Annotated in this window: 18 protein-coding genes and 2 tRNA genes; 3 read left to right on the top strand and 17 right to left on the bottom strand. The window is 51.3% G+C overall.

Annotated features, from left to right (window positions below):
* Positions 1 to 86 precede the first annotated feature (86 nt).
* Positions 87 to 416, top strand: a complete 330-nt coding sequence (gene bsmA, locus MES37_RS03650) for a biofilm peroxide resistance protein BsmA (protein WP_064540727.1) — start codon at positions 87 to 89, stop codon at positions 414 to 416.
* Between the two features lie 155 nt (positions 417 to 571).
* A complete protein-coding gene (locus MES37_RS03645) occupies positions 572 to 847 on the top strand; it encodes a DUF1471 domain-containing protein (RefSeq protein ID WP_064540730.1) in 276 nt (91 codons plus the stop codon).
* Positions 848 to 897: 50 nt separating this feature from the next.
* On the opposite strand, the gene MES37_RS03640 is transcribed toward MES37_RS03645, so the two are convergent.
* The 15 genes from MES37_RS03640 to nnr form a co-directional block, all read right to left on the bottom strand.
* Positions 898 to 2532, bottom strand: a complete 1635-nt coding sequence (locus tag MES37_RS03640; protein ID WP_237930082.1) for an isovaleryl-CoA dehydrogenase — start codon at positions 2530 to 2532, stop codon at positions 898 to 900.
* Positions 2533 to 2635: 103 nt separating this feature from the next.
* Entirely contained in the window at positions 2636 to 3367 is a 732-nt protein-coding gene (gene rlmB, locus MES37_RS03635; protein ID WP_034492799.1) for a 23S rRNA (guanosine(2251)-2'-O)-methyltransferase RlmB, read from the bottom strand.
* A 122-nt stretch (positions 3368 to 3489) separates the two neighbouring features.
* On the bottom strand, positions 3490 to 5958 hold the full coding sequence (gene rnr, locus MES37_RS03630; RefSeq protein ID WP_133522963.1) for a ribonuclease R: 2469 nt from the start codon (positions 5956 to 5958) through the stop codon (positions 3490 to 3492).
* A gap of 39 nt (positions 5959 to 5997) precedes the next feature.
* Complete coding sequence (gene nsrR / locus MES37_RS03625; RefSeq protein WP_034492795.1) at positions 5998 to 6423, bottom strand: nitric oxide-sensing transcriptional repressor NsrR; 426 nt, start codon at positions 6421 to 6423, stop codon at positions 5998 to 6000.
* A 162-nt stretch (positions 6424 to 6585) separates the two neighbouring features.
* Positions 6586 to 7884, bottom strand: a complete 1299-nt coding sequence (locus tag MES37_RS03620) for an adenylosuccinate synthase (protein WP_064540740.1) — start codon at positions 7882 to 7884, stop codon at positions 6586 to 6588.
* A gap of 102 nt (positions 7885 to 7986) precedes the next feature.
* Complete coding sequence (locus MES37_RS03615) at positions 7987 to 8184, bottom strand: DUF2065 domain-containing protein (RefSeq protein ID WP_064540742.1); 198 nt, start codon at positions 8182 to 8184, stop codon at positions 7987 to 7989.
* Between the two features lie 63 nt (positions 8185 to 8247).
* Positions 8248 to 9252, bottom strand: a complete 1005-nt coding sequence (hflC, locus tag MES37_RS03610) for a protease modulator HflC (protein ID WP_064540746.1) — start codon at positions 9250 to 9252, stop codon at positions 8248 to 8250.
* Positions 9253 to 9254: 2 nt separating this feature from the next.
* Positions 9255 to 10520, bottom strand: a complete 1266-nt coding sequence (gene hflK / locus MES37_RS03605; RefSeq protein ID WP_064540749.1) for an FtsH protease activity modulator HflK — start codon at positions 10518 to 10520, stop codon at positions 9255 to 9257.
* Positions 10521 to 10594: 74 nt separating this feature from the next.
* Positions 10595 to 11875, bottom strand: a complete 1281-nt coding sequence (gene hflX / locus MES37_RS03600) for a ribosome rescue GTPase HflX (RefSeq protein WP_064540752.1) — start codon at positions 11873 to 11875, stop codon at positions 10595 to 10597.
* A 76-nt stretch (positions 11876 to 11951) separates the two neighbouring features.
* The gene (hfq, locus tag MES37_RS03595; RefSeq protein ID WP_034461169.1) at positions 11952 to 12260 is read right to left on the bottom strand and encodes an RNA chaperone Hfq; all 309 of its coding nucleotides are present in this window, start codon (positions 12258 to 12260) and stop codon (positions 11952 to 11954) included.
* A gap of 102 nt (positions 12261 to 12362) precedes the next feature.
* Positions 12363 to 13310 (bottom strand): tRNA (adenosine(37)-N6)-dimethylallyltransferase MiaA, encoded by a 948-nt coding sequence (miaA, locus tag MES37_RS03590; protein ID WP_064540755.1) that lies wholly within the window; start codon positions 13308 to 13310, stop codon positions 12363 to 12365.
* Entirely contained in the window at positions 13303 to 15198 is a 1896-nt protein-coding gene (gene mutL, locus MES37_RS03585) for a DNA mismatch repair endonuclease MutL (RefSeq protein ID WP_237930081.1), read from the bottom strand. The genes miaA and mutL overlap by 8 nt, the downstream gene beginning before the upstream one ends.
* A gap of 9 nt (positions 15199 to 15207) precedes the next feature.
* Positions 15208 to 16539: an N-acetylmuramoyl-L-alanine amidase AmiB gene (amiB, locus tag MES37_RS03580; RefSeq protein ID WP_232887170.1), complete on the bottom strand. Its 1332-nt coding sequence runs from the start codon at positions 16537 to 16539 to the stop codon at positions 15208 to 15210.
* 13 nt (positions 16540 to 16552) lie between these two features.
* Positions 16553 to 17014: a tRNA (adenosine(37)-N6)-threonylcarbamoyltransferase complex ATPase subunit type 1 TsaE gene (tsaE, locus tag MES37_RS03575; RefSeq protein WP_064540762.1), complete on the bottom strand. Its 462-nt coding sequence runs from the start codon at positions 17012 to 17014 to the stop codon at positions 16553 to 16555.
* On the bottom strand, positions 17007 to 18533 hold the full coding sequence (nnr, locus tag MES37_RS03570) for a bifunctional ADP-dependent NAD(P)H-hydrate dehydratase/NAD(P)H-hydrate epimerase (RefSeq protein ID WP_133522960.1): 1527 nt from the start codon (positions 18531 to 18533) through the stop codon (positions 17007 to 17009). Before nnr ends, tsaE begins: the two co-directional genes overlap by 8 nt.
* Between nnr and queG the strand changes: the two genes are divergently transcribed.
* Positions 18532 to 19671 (top strand): tRNA epoxyqueuosine(34) reductase QueG, encoded by a 1140-nt coding sequence (gene queG / locus MES37_RS03565; protein ID WP_121814470.1) that lies wholly within the window; start codon positions 18532 to 18534, stop codon positions 19669 to 19671. The two genes, nnr and queG, sit on opposite strands and share 2 nt — an antisense overlap.
* A 270-nt stretch (positions 19672 to 19941) precedes the next feature.
* On the opposite strand, the gene MES37_RS03560 is transcribed toward queG, so the two are convergent.
* Together MES37_RS03560 and MES37_RS03555 are read right to left on the bottom strand one after the other, a co-directional pair.
* Positions 19942 to 20017: transfer RNA gene (locus MES37_RS03560), tRNA-Gly, on the bottom strand.
* A gap of 36 nt (positions 20018 to 20053) precedes the next feature.
* Positions 20054 to 20129: transfer RNA gene (locus tag MES37_RS03555), tRNA-Gly, on the bottom strand.
* Between the last annotated feature and the right edge of the window lie 17 nt (positions 20130 to 20146).

Below are 20146 nucleotides of genomic sequence, written 5' to 3'. Positions count from 1 at the left end.
TTTTCATTCGAAAGTGATTAAAAAGCGCGGGGAAGCTAACAGAATGGGAACATTCCCTCTTCCCAGAAAAAAACCGGGGCTACACTATGGCTATTAAGAGACGAGAAACGATCATGCGACTGCTATCAGCTTTGCTACTTGTGACAGCACTCAGTGCCTGTAGCGTGTTACAGGGTACACCGCAACCCGCACCGCCGGTAACCGAAAGTCCTCAGGAAATTCAGCGTTCGCAAACGCAAGGATTAACCAAAATAGGGACAGTGACAGCACTCGAACGCGGCTCACCAATGGACTCTGAGCGAGCGATAAAAGAGAAAGCAATTGCTGCGAAAGCGGATTACTACCAAATCTTGTTAAACGATGAGACGGTGGTTCCGGGACAGTGGTATGCCCAGGCAATTTTGTATCGCAAGTAATGCAGTGCGGTGTTTACCTTTATTAAGATTTACACAGCTTTGCGTCAACTGATCGTTTGTTATGCACAATGAACTTCAGCCAACGGACAGGTCTGGAGTTCAACTAACGCGAAGGAATGCCCTGCTGATTTAGGGTAAGTATAAAGGAGCTAACTATGAAACGATCGCTTGCCTTAACCTCATTACTGCTGTCCGTGGGGCTAATTACAACATCGGCGCAATCGGCAGAAGATGTTGCCGCAGATTGTGTGACGGGTTTGAATGAAATCGGCATGATTTCAGTAAACGGTATCGCCGGTACCGTGCAAGATGTGGAAAAAGTCATTGCCTTAAAGGCCGATGAGCACGGTGCGTCTTACTATCGTATCGTCAAAATGCAGGAAAACCAGCTTGCTGAAGGCTGGCGTGTACAAGCCATTATTTATGCGTAAATAAGCCAGCAGCCATTTAGCTCAACGCTATAGCGCTGGCTTTTATGTTTCTATCCAGTACGCCCCGTCGCTCGCAGCAGCACATCAATCAATACTTGATTCGGTAATACACTTTCCCCACGCGAATCCAGCATCATACGACACCAGGCCTCGCCCAACGGTGGAGAGAGATGTTGTAAAACTTGTGCGCCGGTTGCCAGTAGCGCCAGCAGCCGTGTCAGTTCCCTGCCCCACTCTTCTTGTGGTTTGTGCAGCCGCTGTTGCAACTGCCGCCAGCTACGATCGAAATGCCGGTTTTGCCCCTTTACCTCATCAAATTCTGCATGCAGCATTTCCATAGCACCCGGCTGTTTAGTCAAAACACGCAGCACATCAAGGCTCATGATATTGCCGGAGCCTTCCCAAATACTGTTCACCGGCATTTCACGATAAATACGAGGTAATTCGCTGTCTTCGCAATAGCCGATTCCCCCGAGTACTTCCATCGCTTCTGCGACAAACGGGATACCTGATTTACAGACGCTAAACTTGGCAGCTGGGGTAAAGAGGCGGCTATAGGCCAATTCATGTGGGTTAGCAGGTGATTCCCAGGCGCGAGCCAGACGGAACAGAAACGCCGTTTGCCCTTCAAGTTGCAATGCCATTCGTCCAAGCACCTGGCGCATAATAGGCTGGTCGATCAGCGTCTTGCCGAATGCTTGCCGTTGATGTGCGTGATACAACGCAACCGAGAGCGCACGGCGCATCAGGCCATGGCTACCCAATGCACAATCAAAACGGGTGTAGCCACCCATTTTCAGAATCGAACGAATCCCTTCGCCTTCCTCGCCAATAAGCCATGCTGTTGCATCGAGAAACTCGGCTTCACTGCTGGCGTTTGAACGATTACCAAGCTTATCTTTCAACCGCTCAAAGCGAACCTGATTGCGCTGCCCATCCGGTAAAAAGCGCGGCAGGAAGAAGCAGGACAACCCACCTTTCGCCTGTGCCAGAACCAAATGAGCATCACTTTGTGGAACGGAGAAAAACCACTTATGGCCGACTATGCGATACATTTCGCCAGGGCCGCGTTTGTCGATGGCTTCAGCGCGAGTGGTGTTGCTGAGTACATCCGAGCCACCTTGCTTTTCGGTCATCCCCATGCCAATCAACAGGCCACGTTTTTGCGCACCGGGTGCAAGATGGGCATCGTAACGATCGCTGAGCATCGGCTTCAGCCACGGTTGAAACTCTTTGGGTAGATGCTTAAGCAAGAGAGGGATCGCACCAAATGTCATGGTTATCGGACATAACGTGCCCGCTTCCACTTGTGCGTGCTGAACAAAACGCGCTGCACGGGCAACAAACGAGCCCTGCCTGGCATCTTCCTGCCACGGCAAATTATGAACCCGATTGGCGCACAATCCCTGCATCAACAAATGCCAGGCAGGATAAAAGCGCACATCATCAAGCCGTTCGCCGCTAGAGTCATAACGAAGTAATTCAGGGGGATTCGCGTTTGCCAGCCGCCCGAGTTCCAGCGATTCAGCCGAGCCGAGTTGTTGGCCAATACTCGCCAGAAGTTCAGCATCCCAGCCAGCACCTTCACGTAAAACAGCTTCGGTTAACGAAATATCAGAAAGAAAAAGGTTACTGTTGTTGAGGGGTATTGGTTGGTTAAAAACGGTATGAGTTTGCCAGCGCATCGTGTTCCCTCCCATTAATGGCATAGCCATTAGTATGGACGGTGACAGCGCTTATGCATGGAGGAGGATCACAAAGCGGGGTGCGAGCGCACCCCACAAGAGATTAACTGCGTTGACGCACAGCTTCGAACAGGCAAATACCGGTCGCAACGGAAACGTTCAATGAAGAAACCGTTCCGGCCATTGGGATGCTAATCAGCTCATCGCAATGTTCACGCGTCAGGCGACGCATGCCTTCACCTTCAGCGCCCATCACCAGCGCCATTGGGCCGGTCATTTTGCTCTGGAATAAAGTATGGTCAGCTTCGCCCGCTGTACCGACGATCCAGACGTTCGATTCCTGTAATAAGCGCATAGTGCGAGCCAGGTTGGTCACACTGATAAGCGGAACGTGCTCTGCGGCACCGCAGGCCACTTTCTTGGCAGTCGCGTTCAACTGGGCAGATCTGTCTTTCGGAACGATAACCGCGTGCACGCCAGCGGCATCTGCACTACGCAGGCAGGCACCGAGGTTGTGGGGATCGGTAACGCCATCCAGAATAAGCAGGAACGGGGTATCGATACTGGCAAGCAGGTCTGGAATATCATTTTCCTGATACTGACGACCCGGTTTCACGCGAGCAATAATGCCCTGGTGCACCGCGCCTTCAGATTTTTCATCCAGCCATTGGCGGTTTGCCATTTGAACCGGCACACCCTGAGCTTCCAGCGCATGAATTAAAGGCATCAGACGTTTGTCTTCACGGCCTTTAAGAATAAAGACTTCCCGAAAACGCTGAGGGGCGTTATCAAGCAGTGCCTGGACGGCGTGAATGCCGTAAATCATTTCACTCATTACTGTTACTCATTTCAGGTGCTGATGCACCGTTGTTAATGCTGATATGGTCACCCTCACCCCGGCCCTCTCCCCAGGGAGAGGGAGAAAACCGATCGGGTTAGGGTGAGAGGTATTATTCGTTAGCTCGGCTGCTTCTTCGCAGCGCGCTTGGCTTTCGTAGCGGCGGCTATTTTACGAGTTTTGTCCGACTGCGTTTTTGGTTTCTTCGCTTTCGGCTCGGCTTTTGTGTCGGCGCTTTTCTCGGCTTTCGCTTTCTTCGGCTTGGCTGGCCCTTTCTCTTTACGGAAAGTGCTGTCTGGCTCGAAGTTCGTGCGTTTACCGCCCTGACGACGTTTTGGCCCGTTGCCGTTTGCGCCTTTTTTCGCTCGGTCTTTCTCAGTTTTACCCGCGCCACGAGGAACACGAGTGCTGGAAATCAGAGCAAAATCAATTTTACGCTCGTCCATGTGGACGGCTTCAACGCGCACTTCGACACGGTCACCCAGGCGATAAGTCTGACCACCGGATTCACCAATCAGGCGCTGCCCGATTTGGTCGAAACGGTAGTAGTCGTTATCGAGAGTGGAAACGTGTACCAGGCCATCGATAAACAGATCCGTCAGGCGTACAAAGAAGCCGAAGCCGGTAACGCTGGCGATGATGCCAGTAAAGGTATTACCGACCTGATCCTGCATAAAGTCGCATTTCAGCCAGTCGGCAACATCGCGCGTCGCTTCATCGGCGCGGCGTTCTGCCATGGAACAATGCTGGCCAAGCTGCAGCATTTCGTCCATCTCATAGTGCCAGCCACCAGACTCGGTGCTGTTGCCTTTATGACCCTGCTCTTTTGCCAGCAGATACTTAATCGCACGGTGCAGCAACAGATCCGGGTAACGACGAATCGGTGAAGTAAAGTGCGCGTAAGATTGCAGCGCCAGGCCGAAGTGACCACGGTTTTCTGGATCGTAAACGGCCTGTTTCATGGAACGCAGCAGCATGGTTTGCAGCATTTCATGATCCGGGCGATCGGCAATCGAGTTCAGCAATTCAGCATAATCACGCGGTTCTGGTTTCTGCCCGCCAGGCAGTTCCAGACCTAGTTCAGCCAGCACCGAACGGAATGACGTGATCGCCTCGTTAGTTGGACGATCGTGGTCACGGAACAGTGACGGTTCGTTGTTTTTCTCGACAAAGCGTGCCGCCGCGATATTCGCGAGGATCATGCACTCTTCGATAAGTTTATGCGCGTCGTTACGAACGGTTTGCTCAACGCGTTCAATACGGCGCTCGGCGTTGAAGATAAACTTCGCTTCTTCGCTTTCAAACGAGATGCCGCCACGCTGCGCACGGGAAACATCCAGCACTTTATACAGGTTATGCAGCTCTTCAATGTGCTTAACCAGCGGCGCATATTGCTCGCGCAGTTCCTGGTCGCCCTGCAACATGTGCCACACTTTGGTGTAGGTCAGACGCGCATGGGAGCTCATTACCGCTTCGTAGAATTTCGAGCCAGTCAGACGGCCCGTCGAAGAGATGGTCATTTCACAGACCATACACAGACGGTCAACCTGTGGATTGAGCGAGCACAAGCCGTTGGACAGCACTTCCGGCAGCATCGGGATAACCTGCGATGGGAAGTAAACTGACGTGCCACGGTTACGAGCTTCTTTATCCAGCGCGGTTGGCGGGCGAACGTAATAGCTTACGTCGGCAATAGCGACATATAAACGCCAGCCGCCGCCACGTTTCTTCTCACAGAACACGGCATCATCGAAGTCACGCGCATCTTCACCATCGATGGTGACAAGCGGCAGGTCACGCAAATCCACGCGGCCAATTTTGGCTTCTTCCGGCACCTGTTCTTTAAGTGAAGCGACTTGTGCTTCGACTTCTGGCGGCCAGACGTATGGGATTTCATGGGTGCGCAGCGCCATATCGACAGCCATGCCGGTGCCCATGTTGTCGCCAAGAATCTCAACAATTTTACCTACAGCTTTGGTGCGGCGAGTTGGACGCTGAGTCAGTTCAACCACTACCACAAAGCCCATGCGTGCGCCCATTACCCCTTCTGGTGGGATAAGGATATCGAAGCTCAGGCGGCTGTCGTCTGGCACCACAAAACTAATACCGGCATCGGTAAAGTAGCGGCCAACGATTTGCCCGGTTCTTGGCTCAAGTACGCGCACAATACGCGCTTCGCGACGGCCTTTACGGTCGGCACCCAGCGGCTGCGCCAGCACGATGTCGCCATGCATGCACATTTTCATCTGCTCAGATGAAAGGTAGAGATCGTCTTTACGACCTTCTACGCGCAGGAAACCAAAACCATCGCGATGGCCAATGACTTTGCCTTTTAGCAAATCGAGACGTTCTGGCAGGGCGTAACACTGGCGGCGGGTAAAGACCAACTGTCCATCGCGTTCCATGGCTCGCAAACGGCGACGCAGCGCTTCAAGTTGTTCTTCACCGGTAATATTCAGTTCTTCAGCCAGTTCGTCACGATTGGCTGGTTTTTCACGTTTGGAGAGATGAGCGAGAATAAACTCCCGGCTTGGGATCGGGTTTTCGTATTTTTCGGCTTCTCGTTCCTGAAAAGGATCTTTTGACATTGCGGTTCCTCCGTTGTCATTTGCTGAGGAAATCGTGATTTATTCCACCAGCAATAATTTGTAGAGCGGTTGGTTTTGGTCCACCAAATCGGCCAGGGTGTGCTTATCCAGCTCTGTAAGAAAGCTTTGCACCGCCTGGGCCAGTGCCTGTTTCAGGCGACATGCGGGGGTAATATGACAAAACTCACTGCTACAGTTCACCAAAGAAAGCGGTTCCAGCTCGCGCACCACATCACCGACACGGATAGATACCGCCGGCTTGCCGAGGCGAATGCCACCGTTTTTGCCGCGCACTGCCGTCACATAGCCTGCGCGACTGAGTTGATTGATGATTTTCACCATATGATTACGTGATACACCATACACTTCTGTGACTTCAGAAATGCTCGTCATCTTGCCTTCAGGCAAAGACGCCATGTAAATCAAAGCACGTAAACCGTAATCAGTAAAACTCGTTAACTGCACATCAACCTCTAGGGTGGGAGGGGAAACGCTTTTCGCCATCAGGGCGATATATTGATGATAAACCAGCCATATGGTTGCCAGCTAATTTATTTAACGGGGAAGGTAGATAAAACGGCAGGATAAAGCAGTTGGGGCGTGCTATGCGCACACCCCATCACATCATTATGCGTCGAACGGATCGCGCAGAATCATGGTTTCAGAACGGTCCGGACCGGTAGAAATAATATCCACTGGTACTTCGGTCAGCTCTTCAATGCGTTTGATGTAGTTCAGTGCTGCCTGAGGCAAACCGCTACGCTCTTTCACGCCAAAGGTGGTTTCTGACCAGCCTGGCATGGTTTCGTAGATTGGCTCGATACCTTCCCAGTCGTCAGCAGCCATTGGAGTGGTAGTCACTTCACGGCCATCTGGCATACGGTAGCCTACGCACAGTTTAACTTCTTTCAAGCCGTCCAGTACGTCGAGCTTGGTCAGGCAGAAACCTGACAGGGAGTTAATCTGCACTGCGCGACGCACAGCAACGATGTCCAGCCAACCGGTACGACGACGACGGCCAGTGGTAGCACCATACTCGTTACCTTGTTTGCACAGGAACTCGCCGATGTCATCAAACAACTCAGTTGGGAACGGACCTGCGCCAACGCGAGTAGAGTACGCTTTGATAATACCCAGAACGTAATCAACATAACGTGGACCAATGCCGGAACCTGTTGCCACGCCACCCGCGGTGGTGTTGGAAGAGGTCACGTACGGATAGGTACCGTGGTCGATGTCCAGCAGTGTGCCTTGAGCACCTTCGAACATGATGAAGTCGCCGCGTTTACGTGCGCCGTCCAGCAGGTCGGACACATCAACTACCATGCTGGTCAGAATGTCAGCAACTGCCATGACATCGTCCAGAACTTTCTGGTAATCAACCGCTTCAACTTTATAGAAGTTAACCAGCTGGAAGTTATGGTATTCCAGAACTTCTTTCAGTTTGTCTGCAAAGGTGGCTTTGTCGAACAAGTCGCCAACGCGCAGGCCACGACGGGCCACTTTGTCTTCATATGCAGGACCGATACCACGACCGGTAGTACCGATAGCTTTCGCACCACGAGCTTTCTCACGAGCCACATCCAGCGCAACGTGATAATCAAGGATCAGTGGACATGCTTCAGATAACAGCAGGCGCTCACGTACCGGAATCCCACGGTCTTCCAGCTCTTTCATCTCTTTCATCAGTGCAGCAGGAGACAGCACAACGCCATTACCGATGATGCTGGTAACGTTATCACGCAGAATACCTGATGGAATAAGATGAAGAACGGTTTTTTCACCGTTGATTACGAGAGTATGGCCTGCGTTGTGACCGCCCTGGTAGCGCACAACATATTTAGCCCGTTCAGTCAGAAGATCTACGATCTTTCCTTTACCTTCGTCACCCCATTGGGTGCCCAGTACGACGACGTTGTTACCCATTTTTCAAAATCACCGTTTGCTTAAAAAAGGATTCTACCATCGGTTTCTTCGATGATCAGCCCTTTTAGTATGCAAAATGGTAATCATCGCCCTCAATGTGACTCAACCACCGCTTCGACTCAACATGTAGTAGATAACAATACCTGCAACCACTAGACCACCACCAAAACGGCGCAGCGTATTGTCGGGAAGCTGAGTTAAAGCGGCAATCATTCGGCGCCACATACGCGGGTAAAGCATTGGCCCGAGTCCTTCGAGCACTAAAACTAACGCTAATGCCATCCAGATAGTCGAATTCATATTTCCCTCAAACACCAATAAAAAAAGAGCCGGTCAGACCGGCTCTTGTATAACTCGCGAAAATTAACGTGAACTGTTCGCTGGCGTTTTCATGTAGCGGAAGAAATCATTCTCCGGACTTAGCACCATCACGTCCTGACCAGAATTGAAGCTGGCCTCGTAAGCACGCAGGCTACGAATAAAGGCATAGAAGTCTGGATCCTGGCTAAATGCGTCTGCAAACAGTTTGGCAGCTTCAGCATCACCTTCACCACGGCTAATACGGCCCTGACGCTCAGCTTCTGCCAGAGTACGAGTGACTTCGTAGTCGGCGGTAGCACGCAGCTTCTCAGCTTCTTCCTGGCCTTGTGAACGGTGACGACGAGCAACGGCTTCACGCTCTGCACGCATACGGTTGTAGATTGCTTCAGAAACCTCTGCTGGCAGGTTGATCTGCTTGATACGCACATCGACCACTTCAATACCCAGAGCCGCCATACTGTTCGTGTTAACCACAGGCACTTTGCCATTGGTTTCTTGAGTCACACGCGCCGCCGCCGATGCAATCGCATCATCCGCAGCAGGCGTTGACACTTCATCGTCAGCACCCGCAGAACCTGAGTTCAACGCATCACGAACATCCAGAGTCAGGCGACCACGGGAATCGGTCACGATGTCTTTCACATCAAGACGACCAATTTCAGAACGCAGACGGTCACTGAATTTACGTTTTAACAGCACTTCAGCTTGAGAAACATCACCACCACCGGTTGCCAGATAGTAGCGACTGAAATCACTGATACGCCATTTGATATAAGAATCAACGATCAGGTCTTTCTTCTCTTTGGTTACAAAGCGGTCGGCCTGGTTATCCATGGTCTGAATACGCGCATCAAGAGTTTTAACTGACTCGATAAACGGTACTTTGAAATGCAGACCTGGCTCGTAGACCACCGGCTTATTTTCATCATCACGCAACACCTTACCAAAGCGTAACGTAATCCCGCGCTCACCTTCTTGTACCACGAAGACCGAGGTAAACAGCACCACCAGCACGATGATAATTAAAGCAATGACTGACTTACGCATCGTTATTCACTCCCTACGCGCTGGTTATCAGTGCGCTGCGCGTTCACGCGGCGCTGATCCATGATATCGCCCTGACTAGTTGAGGACGGTGTGCTGGCGCTACCGCTGCTAGAGCCGGATGCAGGTGGCAAACGCAACAGATTATTCGCGCCACTGCTGTCACTCTTTGCTGCAGGCTGAGAGCCACCTTTCAGCATCTGATCCAGAGGCAGAACCATCAAGTTGCCGCCTTTGTCGTTAACCAGAACTTTACGAGTATGGCTAAGCACTTTTTCCATGGTTTCGATATACAGACGCTCACGGGTGATTTCCGGTGCGGCTTTGTACTCTGGCAACAGCTTCGCAAAGCGTGCAACTTCACCCTGCGCTTCTAACACTGTCTGTGTTTTATAAGCGCGAGCTTCTTCGAGAATACGCTGCGCCTGGCCGTTAGCACGCGGCTGAACTTCGTTGGTATAAGCTTCAGCTTCACGGATGTATTGCTGTTCGTTTTCACGCGCAGAAATCGCGTCATCAAACGCAGCTTTTACTTCTTCCGGTGGACGAGCTGTCTGGAAGTTAACGTCCAGTAAGGTGATACCCATGTTGTACGGACGAATGGTTTCTTCCAGTTCACGCTGAGTATCATTACGAATAATGGTACGACCCTCGGTGAGGATCTTATCCATGGTGTATTTACCAATAACACCACGCAGTGCGCTGTCGGTTGCCTGACGCAAGCTGTCGTCTGCACTGGTTACGCTATACAGATAGCGACGCGGATCGGTCACGCGATACTGGACGTTCATTTCGACGCGAACCACGTTCTCGTCAGAGGTCAGCATCACACCAGAAGCCGCCAATTCGCGAACTGCTTCAACGTTTACCGCAGTGACTTTATCAATAAATGTTGGTTTCCAGTTCAGACCTGGCTCAACCAAATGGCTGAATTGACCAAAACGAGTCACCACACCACGTTCAGCTTCTTTGATGGTATAGAACCCAGTAGCAGCCCAAATAACCACGGCTACGGCAGCAACAATGCCGACCATACGACCACCGATGTGTGGACGCGGAAGCTGTGAAGAACCGCCGCCGGTACCGCCACCACCACCGCTTTTACCGCCACCAAGGCCGCCGAGTTTTTTGCTTAATTTCCGGAAGATATCATCAAGATCAGGAGGCCCCTGATCCCGCCCTCCTTTATTACCCCCAGAGTCGCCGCCTGGTTTGCTGCTTCCCCACGGGTCGCGGTCCTGTCCGTTATTACCGGGCTGATTCCACGCCATGTTTATGCTCCATATTTGTTGTGCGGTGATATCCCCCTAAGGGGAAAAAGTCTTCAGGACAGTCCCTTGACTTGCTAAACGATGTAGTCAACGAGTGCCGGTTCTTGTTTACAGAGGCGACGCCAGTCAACAATAGGCATACGAATTTGTAAGCCAACACTGCCGTCCTCCTCCATCCACTCTTTTTCGATTGCCTGAAGCTGATAAAAACGGCTTCGCAGTCGCCCAGCCTGGGGGGGCAAGCACAACGTATGCTGTGCAATTTCACCAGATAAACGCTCAGTCAAAGCCTGGAAAAGCAGTGGAACGCCATCACCGGTCTGGGCAGAAAGCCAGACCCGTATCGGCATATTTTCATCATCTCTGTCGATACGAGGAACAAAGTCGTCCAACATATCTATCTTATTCATCACCATTAGCGCAGGAATTTCATTAGCCTCAATCTCTTCGAGAACGGTATCAACCGCGGCAATGTTTTCCTCGATCCTGAGATCACTTGCGTCAATCACATGTAATAACAATGTCGCCTGACGAGTTTCCTGCAGGGTTGCTTTAAATGCTGCCACTAAGTCATGTGGCAGGTGACGAATAAATCCTACTGTATCCGCCAGGATCGTTTCACCCACATCGGCGACGTTAATACGACGCAATGTTGGATCCAGCGTAGCAAACAACTGATCTGCGGCATAAACATCTGCCGCTGTTATTTGGTTAAACAGGGTGGATTTGCCGGCGTTGGTGTAGCCCACCAGAGAAACGGTTGGGACATCAGCCTTGGCACGCGATCTTCGCCCTTGCTCACGCTGTTTTTCGACTCGTTCTAAGCGACCAAGGATCTGCATAATCCGATTGCGCAGTAAACGGCGGTCGGTTTCGAGCTGAGTTTCCCCAGGGCCTCGTGAACCTATCCCCCCTCCCTGACGCTCAAGGTGGGTCCAGCCGCGCACAAGGCGAGTTGCCATGTGACGTAACTGAGCCAGCTCAACCTGCAATTTACCTTCATGGGTACGCGCACGTTGAGCAAAAATATCTAAAATCAGGCCGGTTCTGTCGACGACACGACATTCACACAGCGCTTCGAGGTTACGCTCCTGAGCAGGAGACAACGCATGATCAAATAAAATGACCGATGCCCCAGTGGCTTTCACTGCATCGGCAATTTCAATTGCCTTACCTTCACCAACAAAATACTTCGGGTGAGGAGCTTTACGGCTACCAGTAACCACCTGTAACGCTTCGACACCAGCTGAAGAGACCAGAGATTCAAACTCATCCAGATCTTCTTTGTTTTTGTCTTGCGTAAAATAGATGTGTACCAGCACCGCCTGCTCACCGGCATCATAACGGTCAAACAAGCGTATAACCTCTCAAAAAGACCAGCGGGGAACCCAGCATCCCTGGTTCCCCGGCTTGGAAAAACAACGTTATGCCTTATTCAGCGTCTTCGTTGTCTTGTTGTGGCGCAGAACCTTGCGCACTTCCACCATGGTGGTAGCTGCCAGAACCGCTAGTACCGGTGTTATTGCTGTGATGAGATACCGGACGAGACGGAACAACAGTTGAAATCGCGTGCTTATAGACCATCTGGCTAACCGTGTTTTTCAACAGGATCACAAACTGATCAAAAGACTCAATCTGACCTTGCAGCTTAATACCATTCACCAAATAAATAGAAACTGGAACACGTTCGCGACGCAGTGCGTTCAAGAACGGATCTTGTAATGATTGCCCCTTAGCCATTCTATCTTTTCCTTATATGCTTGTTGTTTGTAACTCAAGAGCCCTGAGGCTCTGAAAAACTGCGTAAGATACTGCGCACCATAACGATTCAATTGTACACATTCATTGATGCTTCGCACTAACTACCTGTACTACATCGTTGTAAGACTGGGACGGATTATCACTGTCTAACCAGTGAACACCTTCCCAACCTCTCAACCAGGTCATTTGACGCTTAGCCAATTGTCTCGTCGCGCAAATACCACGATAAACCATTTCATCATGAGGAATTTCACCCGCCAGATAAGACCACATCTGCCGGTAACCCACACAACGAATGGAAGGCATGTCCGTATGCAAATCACCACGGGCAAAAAGAGCCCGTACTTCAGCTTCAAATCCCGAAGCTAACATCTGATGAAAACGCTGCTCAATTCTTTGATGGAGCAGTTCACGGCTCGCCGGGGCGATGGCGAACTGATGCACCTGGTAAGGCAGAGCTTCTCCTGACGTTTGTGTCAGTTCCGTTAAAGTTTTACCCGAAATGAAAAAAACTTCCAGTGCCCGGGAAAGCCTTTGTGGATCATTTGGATGAATACGAGCAGCGGCAACCGGATCAACCAGTGCTAATTCACGGTGCAACGCATCCCATCCTTGCTCTGCTGCCTGTTTTTCTATCCGTTCCCGAACTTCAGGAGAGGCGGATGGCAACGGCGATAAACCTTCTAACAATGCCTTGAAGTAGAGCATCGTTCCCCCTACTAATAAGGGGATACGTCCTGCAGCGGTAATTTCCGCCATTTCAGCCAGTGCATCACGCCGGAAATCTGCGGCGGAATAAGCCTGTGCCGGGTCGAGAATATCAAGTAACCGATGCGGAGCCTGGGCGAGTTCTTCTGCCGTTGGCTTCGCGGTACCGATGTCCATCCCTTGATAGATAAGGGCCGAATCGACGCTTATCAACTCTACCGGCAACGTTTTACGCAAATTAATGGCTAACGCTGTCTTACCTGAGGCCGTCGGCCCCATCAAAAAAATTGCCTGTGGCAGGTTTTGCTTAACTTCAGTCATGTTTCAGGGCGTTCATCGCCAATTGTAAATCAACAGGTTGTAACAAACCGCCAGGTGGTGATTTCACCAGTTGCGGACAAAGACGCTCTACGTCAGCCAGCAGGGCAATTGCCTGTGACTGGTTCCATTGTTCATGAAAGCCGTCCATTTGACGAGCAAACCATTGAGCAATCTGTGTTGCGCTAACCTCTGTCTGTTGCGCCAGGTATCCTGGCAGTTCGTGAATCAAGATTTGTAAATTTTGTTTACGCAAAGGTAAAGGTACCGTGCGAATTGTTATCTGACGCGACTCCGCAACAAATTCGATGCCCATTTCCAGCAACAGTGATTGATTTTTCAGCAAAACATCCTGTTCTTCTTTGGCCACCTTCAACCGAACGGGTATCAACAACGGTTGGGCTCGAGCGCCTTCACTACCCGGCACGAGCTGCGCCATTCTCAACCAGCGCTCAGCTACGCTTAGTGAAAGCAGCATCAATTTGCCTTCGCGTTCCAGCAACGCCAGGTCCGGAGGAAGAACCGTCAGTACGCGGCCAAAACTTTGCGCATGTGCATCTAACGCCTCGAAAACTTCAGGCTCAGCAACACGATTCTCCACCGCAGATGCGGGTGTATTCAGTAACTCGCGGTACAACGCACCTTCTTTCTTCTGAAAACCGGGTGCAGCATGGGGCCACAATGGTGCGACTTTATTCACGCCCCCACCGCTATGCCCAGGGATATTTTCCCCAGAACTACGTGGTGCAACGTCACGATATGCCGCTTCGCGATGTGTCGTTGCCGGAGCAGGGGTCGCAAACTGATTCCGCCCCGATGCAACGCGGTTTTCAGGCTGCCAGCGCGGTTGTGGATCTTCCGCAGTCTCTTCCAACGGTAGACGATTTTCGCTCTGCTGTTGCAAAACGCTTAACACGCCCTGGTAGATAAAATCATGTACCAGGCGCGACTGATGAAAACGGACTTCATGCTTAGCGGGATGCACATTCACATCCACCTGATGCGGATCAATTTCAAGATATAGCACAAATGCGGGTTGTTGCTCGGCCCCAAGCTTATCTTCACAGGCCTGGCGGATCGCATGGTTGATCAGGCGATCGCGCATCATGCGTCCATTCACATAACAGTATTGAATCTCAGCAAGCGCTGACGTGGTGGCAGACGGTTCAGCCACCCAGCCACGCAACGCCAAATCACCATGTTGCCATTCGATGGCCAACGCTTGTTCGAGGAATGCAGTACCGCAGATTGCCCCAAGGCGGCGTTCACGTGGTGCGCCTTCCGCTACAGCACGGTACTGACGTATCACTTTACCGTTATGGGTGAGATTAATTGACACATCGAAGCGCGCCAGCGCAATACGTCTGACTATTTCATCAATGTGGTTGAATTCAGTTTTTTCGGTGCGCATAAATTTGCGCCGGGCAGGCGTGTTGTAGAACAGATCCAACACCTCGAGCGTGGTTCCAACAGGATGTGCGGCAGGTTTAACCGTCACATCTTGTTCGCGTCCTTCGGCATAAGCCTGCCACGCCTCGCTTTGTTCAGCAGTACGCGACGTTAACGTCAGCCGCGCAACTGAACTAATACTCGCCAGCGCTTCACCACGAAAACCAAGGCTAATAATGGCTTCAAGGTCATCAAGTGTAGCGATTTTACTGGTGGCATGACGAGCCAGCGCCAGCGCCAGCTCATCTTTTTTAATCCCGCAGCCATTGTCGCGAATGCGAATGAGCTTGGCACCACCACGTTCGATATCAATATCAATCCGCGTAGCACCCGCATCAAGGCTGTTCTCAACCAGTTCTTTCACCACCGACGCGGGGCGCTCTACCACTTCGCCAGCCGCAATCTGGTTGGCAAGTTGCGGCGGCAAAACCTGAATCGGCATGAAATATCCTTATTGAGTAATCGCGACCTGATCGACACCTGAGCCTGAGCGTGCGGTCTGAGAAGAGTCAGGTGCTGATTGTAGCGGATGCGTCAGGAAATAATCCTTTAACCCTTGATAAATAGCCTGGGCAATTTTTTGCTGATAATCATCGCTATCCAGCAGACGCTCTTCCGAATGGTTACTGATAAACCCGGTTTCCACCAACACAGAAGGAATATCCGGGGAACGTAACACCCCAAGGCTCGCATGCTCCGGACGGCGTTTATGTAACGCGCCTACCCGCTGCATCTGCGCCAGAACTTTGGTTGCCACATCATACCCGACGCGCTGAGAATGGCCGAATTGCAAATCCAGCACCGCCTGGCTGAGATAAGGATCCGCCTGGCTGTTGGCCAGCACATCGCCCGCGCCGCCAAGTAACTCGGATTGTTTTTCGTGTTGCTCAAGCCAGCCTGCCATTTCGCTATTCGCCCGGCGATTTGACAACACCCAGACAGAAGCCCCTGTGGCATCGCGATTTGGTGCGGCATCAGCATGAATCGACACCAGAATATTGGCGTTCTGCTTACGGGCGACATCTGAACGCCCCATCACTGAAATAAAATAGTCGCCATCGCGAGTGAGCACACCTTTAAACATGGAGTCGTCATTAAGCAACTCACGAAGTTTACGGGCGATAGAAATAGTGACGTTTTTCTCTTTGGTACCACCGGGGCCAATCGCGCCAGGATCTTGCCCACCGTGACCGGCATCAATGGCGACGACGATAGTATCGGATTGAGTGGTGGTGCGTTTCGCTCGTGCCGGATGCGTGACGGTATTCGAACTCATGGCACCGGTTACGGTTTGAGAACTAAAAGGATTTTTTGCCGGTTCAGCGGGACGTGTTACTGGCAACACTTCAACACGTTTCGCCACTACTGGTGGCGGTGGAGGTGGCGGCGGCGGTGCATCGGCATTAATGGTAAATACCACCGTATAATTAGCGCCGTGCTGCTGTTTCACCGCTCGTGTTTTACCTGGCTGGGTGAGGTCCACCACCAGACGTAAAGAACCGCTATCTTTAGGTTGCCCGGATCGAATGCTTTTCACCAGATTATTGCCACTGAATAGCAGCGGCAAACCTCTAATAACACCGGTTTGCTTGATATCCAGAGCAACGCTTTTTTTATCATCCTGAGAAAAAGCATATTCAGGGTCGCCAATAAAACTGAAGGTGATCCGCGCCTGCGAATCACCATTTGATACCTGAATATCTGCTAAATTTGCGGCGTTGACCTGTACAGTCAGTACCAGTAAACACACCGCCATCAACCAACTTTTTACGCGAGAGATCATCCCGTCATCCTTGTTATTTGGCCAACCGCGCCAGTAACGACTCACCAGATGAGGAAACTGCTTTCAGACACGCTTCGCGCCCGCAAGCCTGGTAACTTAGGTGGATTTCGACATCCGGTTCTGGAAGCACACCCTGACCTTGTTGCGGCCACTCCACCAGACTGATTGCATCATTGGTGAAATAGTCACGGATTCCCATAAACTCGAGTTCTTCTGGATCGGCAAGACGGTAAAGATCGAAGTGATACACCATCAAATCGCCGAGGGTGTACGGCTCCACCAACGTATAGGTTGGGCTTTTAACGTTCCCTTTATGGCCTAGCGCCTGTATAAAACCACGGCTAAATGTCGTTTTCCCTGCGCCCAGGTCACCATACAGATGAATAACGGTGGCACCTTCGCAGGCTTTAGCCAAACGGGCCCCCAACTCTAATGTCGCAGCTTCATCAGGTAATGCGATTACTCGATTAATCATTTTCTTTGCTATTCAAATCCGGGTTAACAAAAGGGTACAACGTCGTTAATAAGTCGCTCGCTAACATGCCACGCGTGCCGTAGCGATGGGCTAACATGTCAGCAGCAGCACCATGAGCAACACAACCAGCGCAAGCAGCATCATACGGGGTTAACTTCTGTGCCAGCAACGCTCCGATAATTCCGGACAGCACATCCCCCATTCCACCACTGCCCATGCCAGCATTACCCACATCAATCATTGCGCACTCACCACTTTGGCTGGCCACAATCGTACCGGCACCTTTTAAGACCACAATTCCACCATAACGTTTTACCAGGCGGTCCGCGGAAAGTAAGCGGTCACTCTCAATTTGAGATACGGTACAATTTAATAGCCTGGCAGCCTCTCCAGGATGCGGCGTAATCACGCGATTCTGACGTTTATCGGGATTGATTGCCAGAAGGTTAAGCGCATCGGCATCCCACAACATCGGTTTCTGACTGTTCTCTGCTTTTTGTAAGGCGCTTTTGCCCCACTCCTGCTGCCCTAAACCTGGGCCAATGACCACCACATCAGCCCACTCAAGAGATTCATCAAGCGTTTGTGCAGTCAGTTCCTGAACCATTAATTCCGGACGAGCAGTGAGCAATGGTACAACGTTCTCGATACGTGTCAGCACTCTGACTAAACCCGCCCCCGCCCGTAATGCGGCTTCACCCGCCATTCTAATCGCTCCGGCAGTACCGTAATCACCACCAATAACCACCAGCCGCCCGTTAGTGCCTTTGTGCGAAGTAGGTTTCCGTGGCGGTAGCCAGCCGGATAATTGTGCGCTATCCACGCGAGAAATTGGCGCTGTCTGGCCTTGCAACCACTCTTCAAGACCAAGCGCATGAAAATGCAGTTTACCGACCACATCCCGAGCCTTTCCCGTTAGTAAGCCAGGTTTGAGAGCAATAAACGTCAGGGTATGGGAGGCATGTATCACTGCACCTGGTGTCGCCCCAGTTTCTGCAAGCAAGCCTGAAGGAATATCCAGCGCAATGACCGGTGCCGAATACTGATTACATTGTTCGATAAGCTGTACTGCAGCCTCACGCGGCACGCTATTCAGACCGGTTCCCAACACACCATCAATCACAAGGTCGATATCATCGGGCCAGACAGTATCCGCTGCATGAATCACACCCGCGGCATTTAGCCAGGCATCGCGCGCTGTAGCAGCTTCTTCCGGTAAGGCTTTATCGCTTTCTAATGCCAGCAATGTCACGCGGATGCCAGCAGCCTGAGCAAGCCGAGCCACCACGTAACCATCACCGCCGTTATTGCCATGCCCGCATGCAATCAACCAGTGGTGAGTTTGCGGGTACAGTTCACGGGCTAAATTAAACGCCGCCGCTCCCGCTCGTTGCATCAATTCATACAGCGTTAACCCTAAGTCATCCGCCGCCTGCTTTTCAGCGGTGCGCAGCCAGTCTGCTGACCAGACTGAATGTGGTATACTTTTAGCGGTTATTTTTAGGCTCAGGTCCGTCATGTCACAGCCCCTCGATCTCAATCAATTAGCGCAAAATATTAAACAGTGGGGGATCGAACTCGGCTTCCAGCAAGTTGGAATTTCCGATACCGATCTCACCGCCAGCGAGCCTGCGCTCCAGATGTGGCTGGATAAACAATACCACGGTGAGATGGACTGGATGGCTCGTCACGGCATGATGCGTGCCCGGCCTCACGAACTGCTCCCCGGCACTTTGCGTGTGATTAGCGTGCGCATGAACTATCTTCCGGCAAACGCAGCCTTCGCTTCAACGCTCAAAAATCCCAAAATTGGTTATATCAGCCGCTACGCGCTTGGACGTGACTACCACAAACTGCTGCGTAATCGGCTCAAAAAACTGGGTGAAATGATCCAGTCCCACTGTTCCACGCTGAATTTTAGACCTTTTGTGGATTCTGCGCCGATTCTTGAACGCCCGTTGGCAGAAAAAGCCGGTCTGGGTTGGACAGGTAAGCACTCACTTATCCTTAATCAGGAAGCCGGTTCATTCTTTTTCCTCGGCGAGCTGTTGGTCGATATCCCTCTTCCTGTTGATAAAGCTATCGAGGAACAATGTGGGCGCTGTGTGGCTTGCATGACTATTTGTCCAACCGGCGCGATTGTGGAGCCATACACCGTGGATGCCAGGCGCTGCATCTCCTACCTCACCATTGAGCTTGAAGGCGCCATTCCCGAAGAGTTCAGACCATTAATCGGTAACCGCATCTATGGATGTGACGACTGCCAACTGATTTGCCCGTGGAATCGTTTTTCGCAACTCACCACAGAAGACGACTTTAGCCCGCGCCGTGCGTTACATGCACCACCGCTGGTTGAGTTATTCGCCTGGAGTGAAGAGTATTTCCTGCGGGTAACCGAAGGTTCGGCAATTCGGCGCATTGGACATTTGCGCTGGCTGCGAAATATTGCGGTAGCGATGGGTAATGCGCCATGGGATGAAGCGATTCTGGAAGCACTACAACAACGAAAAGGTGAGCACCCACTTCTTGACGAACACATCGACTGGGCGATTGCGCAACAATTAACCAGACGAAGCGCGAATGCAACGGAAGTCCAGTTACCGCAAAAACAGCGTCTGGTTCGAGTCATTGAAAAGGGGTTAAAACGTGATGCGTGAAATGTCCACAGGATGTGAATAAAAATTTGAAAGCCTTGCCCCACAAGCGATGTAAAATCTGCAAGCGATCGAGTTAACATTTTTAAACATTATAAAAATGAATTAAATCAATTAGTTAAACTAAAGATGTAAAAATTAATAAATAATTAGCGATCGAAGGGAATAAAACTAAGCTGTGGATAAGTCTGTTCACAATAGTTTTTGAGGAACGTAAAAACCACCACCGACGCGACTTAGCGTTGTGGATAATTTGTACTGGATATTAGAATTTGGAGCGGGAAACGAGACTCGAACTCGCGACCCCGACCTTGGCAAGGTCGTGCTCTACCAACTGAGCTATTCCCGCTTGGGTGGTGCTGGCTGTAAAAGCCAAATCAAATTTTGGAGCGGGAAACGAGACTCGAACTCGCGACCCCGACCTTGGCAAGGTCGTGCTCTACCAACTGAGCTATTCCCGCTTGGGTGGTGCTGGCTG

Origin of the sequence: Buttiauxella sp. S19-1, from assembly GCF_022134725.1 — a bacterium.
Lineage (GTDB): Bacteria > Pseudomonadota > Gammaproteobacteria > Enterobacterales > Enterobacteriaceae > Buttiauxella > Buttiauxella ferragutiae.
Note: the sequence above shows the minus strand (reverse complement) of the source record. Positions and strands in the feature narration are given on the sequence as shown.

Excerpts from the sequence above, each read along its gene's own strand:
- bsmA (WP_064540727.1), top strand. The coding sequence starts at position 87 with ATGGCTATTAAGAGACGAGAAACGATCATGCGACTGCTATCAGCTTTG.
- MES37_RS03645 (WP_064540730.1), top strand. The coding sequence starts at position 572 with ATGAAACGATCGCTTGCCTTAACCTCATTACTGCTGTCCGTGGGGCTA.
- MES37_RS03640 (WP_237930082.1), bottom strand. The coding sequence starts at position 2,532 with ATGCGCTGGCAAACTCATACCGTTTTTAACCAACCAATACCCCTCAAC.
- rlmB (WP_034492799.1), bottom strand. The coding sequence starts at position 3,367 with ATGAGTGAAATGATTTACGGCATTCACGCCGTCCAGGCACTGCTTGAT.
- rnr (WP_133522963.1), bottom strand. The coding sequence starts at position 5,958 with ATGTCAAAAGATCCTTTTCAGGAACGAGAAGCCGAAAAATACGAAAAC.
- MES37_RS03620 (WP_064540740.1), bottom strand. The coding sequence starts at position 7,884 with ATGGGTAACAACGTCGTCGTACTGGGCACCCAATGGGGTGACGAAGGT.
- MES37_RS03615 (WP_064540742.1), bottom strand. The coding sequence starts at position 8,184 with ATGAATTCGACTATCTGGATGGCATTAGCGTTAGTTTTAGTGCTCGAA.
- hflC (WP_064540746.1), bottom strand. The coding sequence starts at position 9,252 with ATGCGTAAGTCAGTCATTGCTTTAATTATCATCGTGCTGGTGGTGCTG.
- hflK (WP_064540749.1), bottom strand. The coding sequence starts at position 10,520 with ATGGCGTGGAATCAGCCCGGTAATAACGGACAGGACCGCGACCCGTGG.
- hfq (WP_034461169.1), bottom strand. The coding sequence starts at position 12,260 with ATGGCTAAGGGGCAATCATTACAAGATCCGTTCTTGAACGCACTGCGT.
- miaA (WP_064540755.1), bottom strand. The coding sequence starts at position 13,310 with ATGACTGAAGTTAAGCAAAACCTGCCACAGGCAATTTTTTTGATGGGG.
- mutL (WP_237930081.1), bottom strand. The coding sequence starts at position 15,198 with ATGCCGATTCAGGTTTTGCCGCCGCAACTTGCCAACCAGATTGCGGCT.
- amiB (WP_232887170.1), bottom strand. The coding sequence starts at position 16,539 with ATGATCTCTCGCGTAAAAAGTTGGTTGATGGCGGTGTGTTTACTGGTA.
- tsaE (WP_064540762.1), bottom strand. The coding sequence starts at position 17,014 with ATGATTAATCGAGTAATCGCATTACCTGATGAAGCTGCGACATTAGAG.
- queG (WP_121814470.1), top strand. The coding sequence starts at position 18,532 with ATGTCACAGCCCCTCGATCTCAATCAATTAGCGCAAAATATTAAACAG.
- nnr (WP_133522960.1), bottom strand. The coding sequence starts at position 18,533 with ATGACGGACCTGAGCCTAAAAATAACCGCTAAAAGTATACCACATTCA.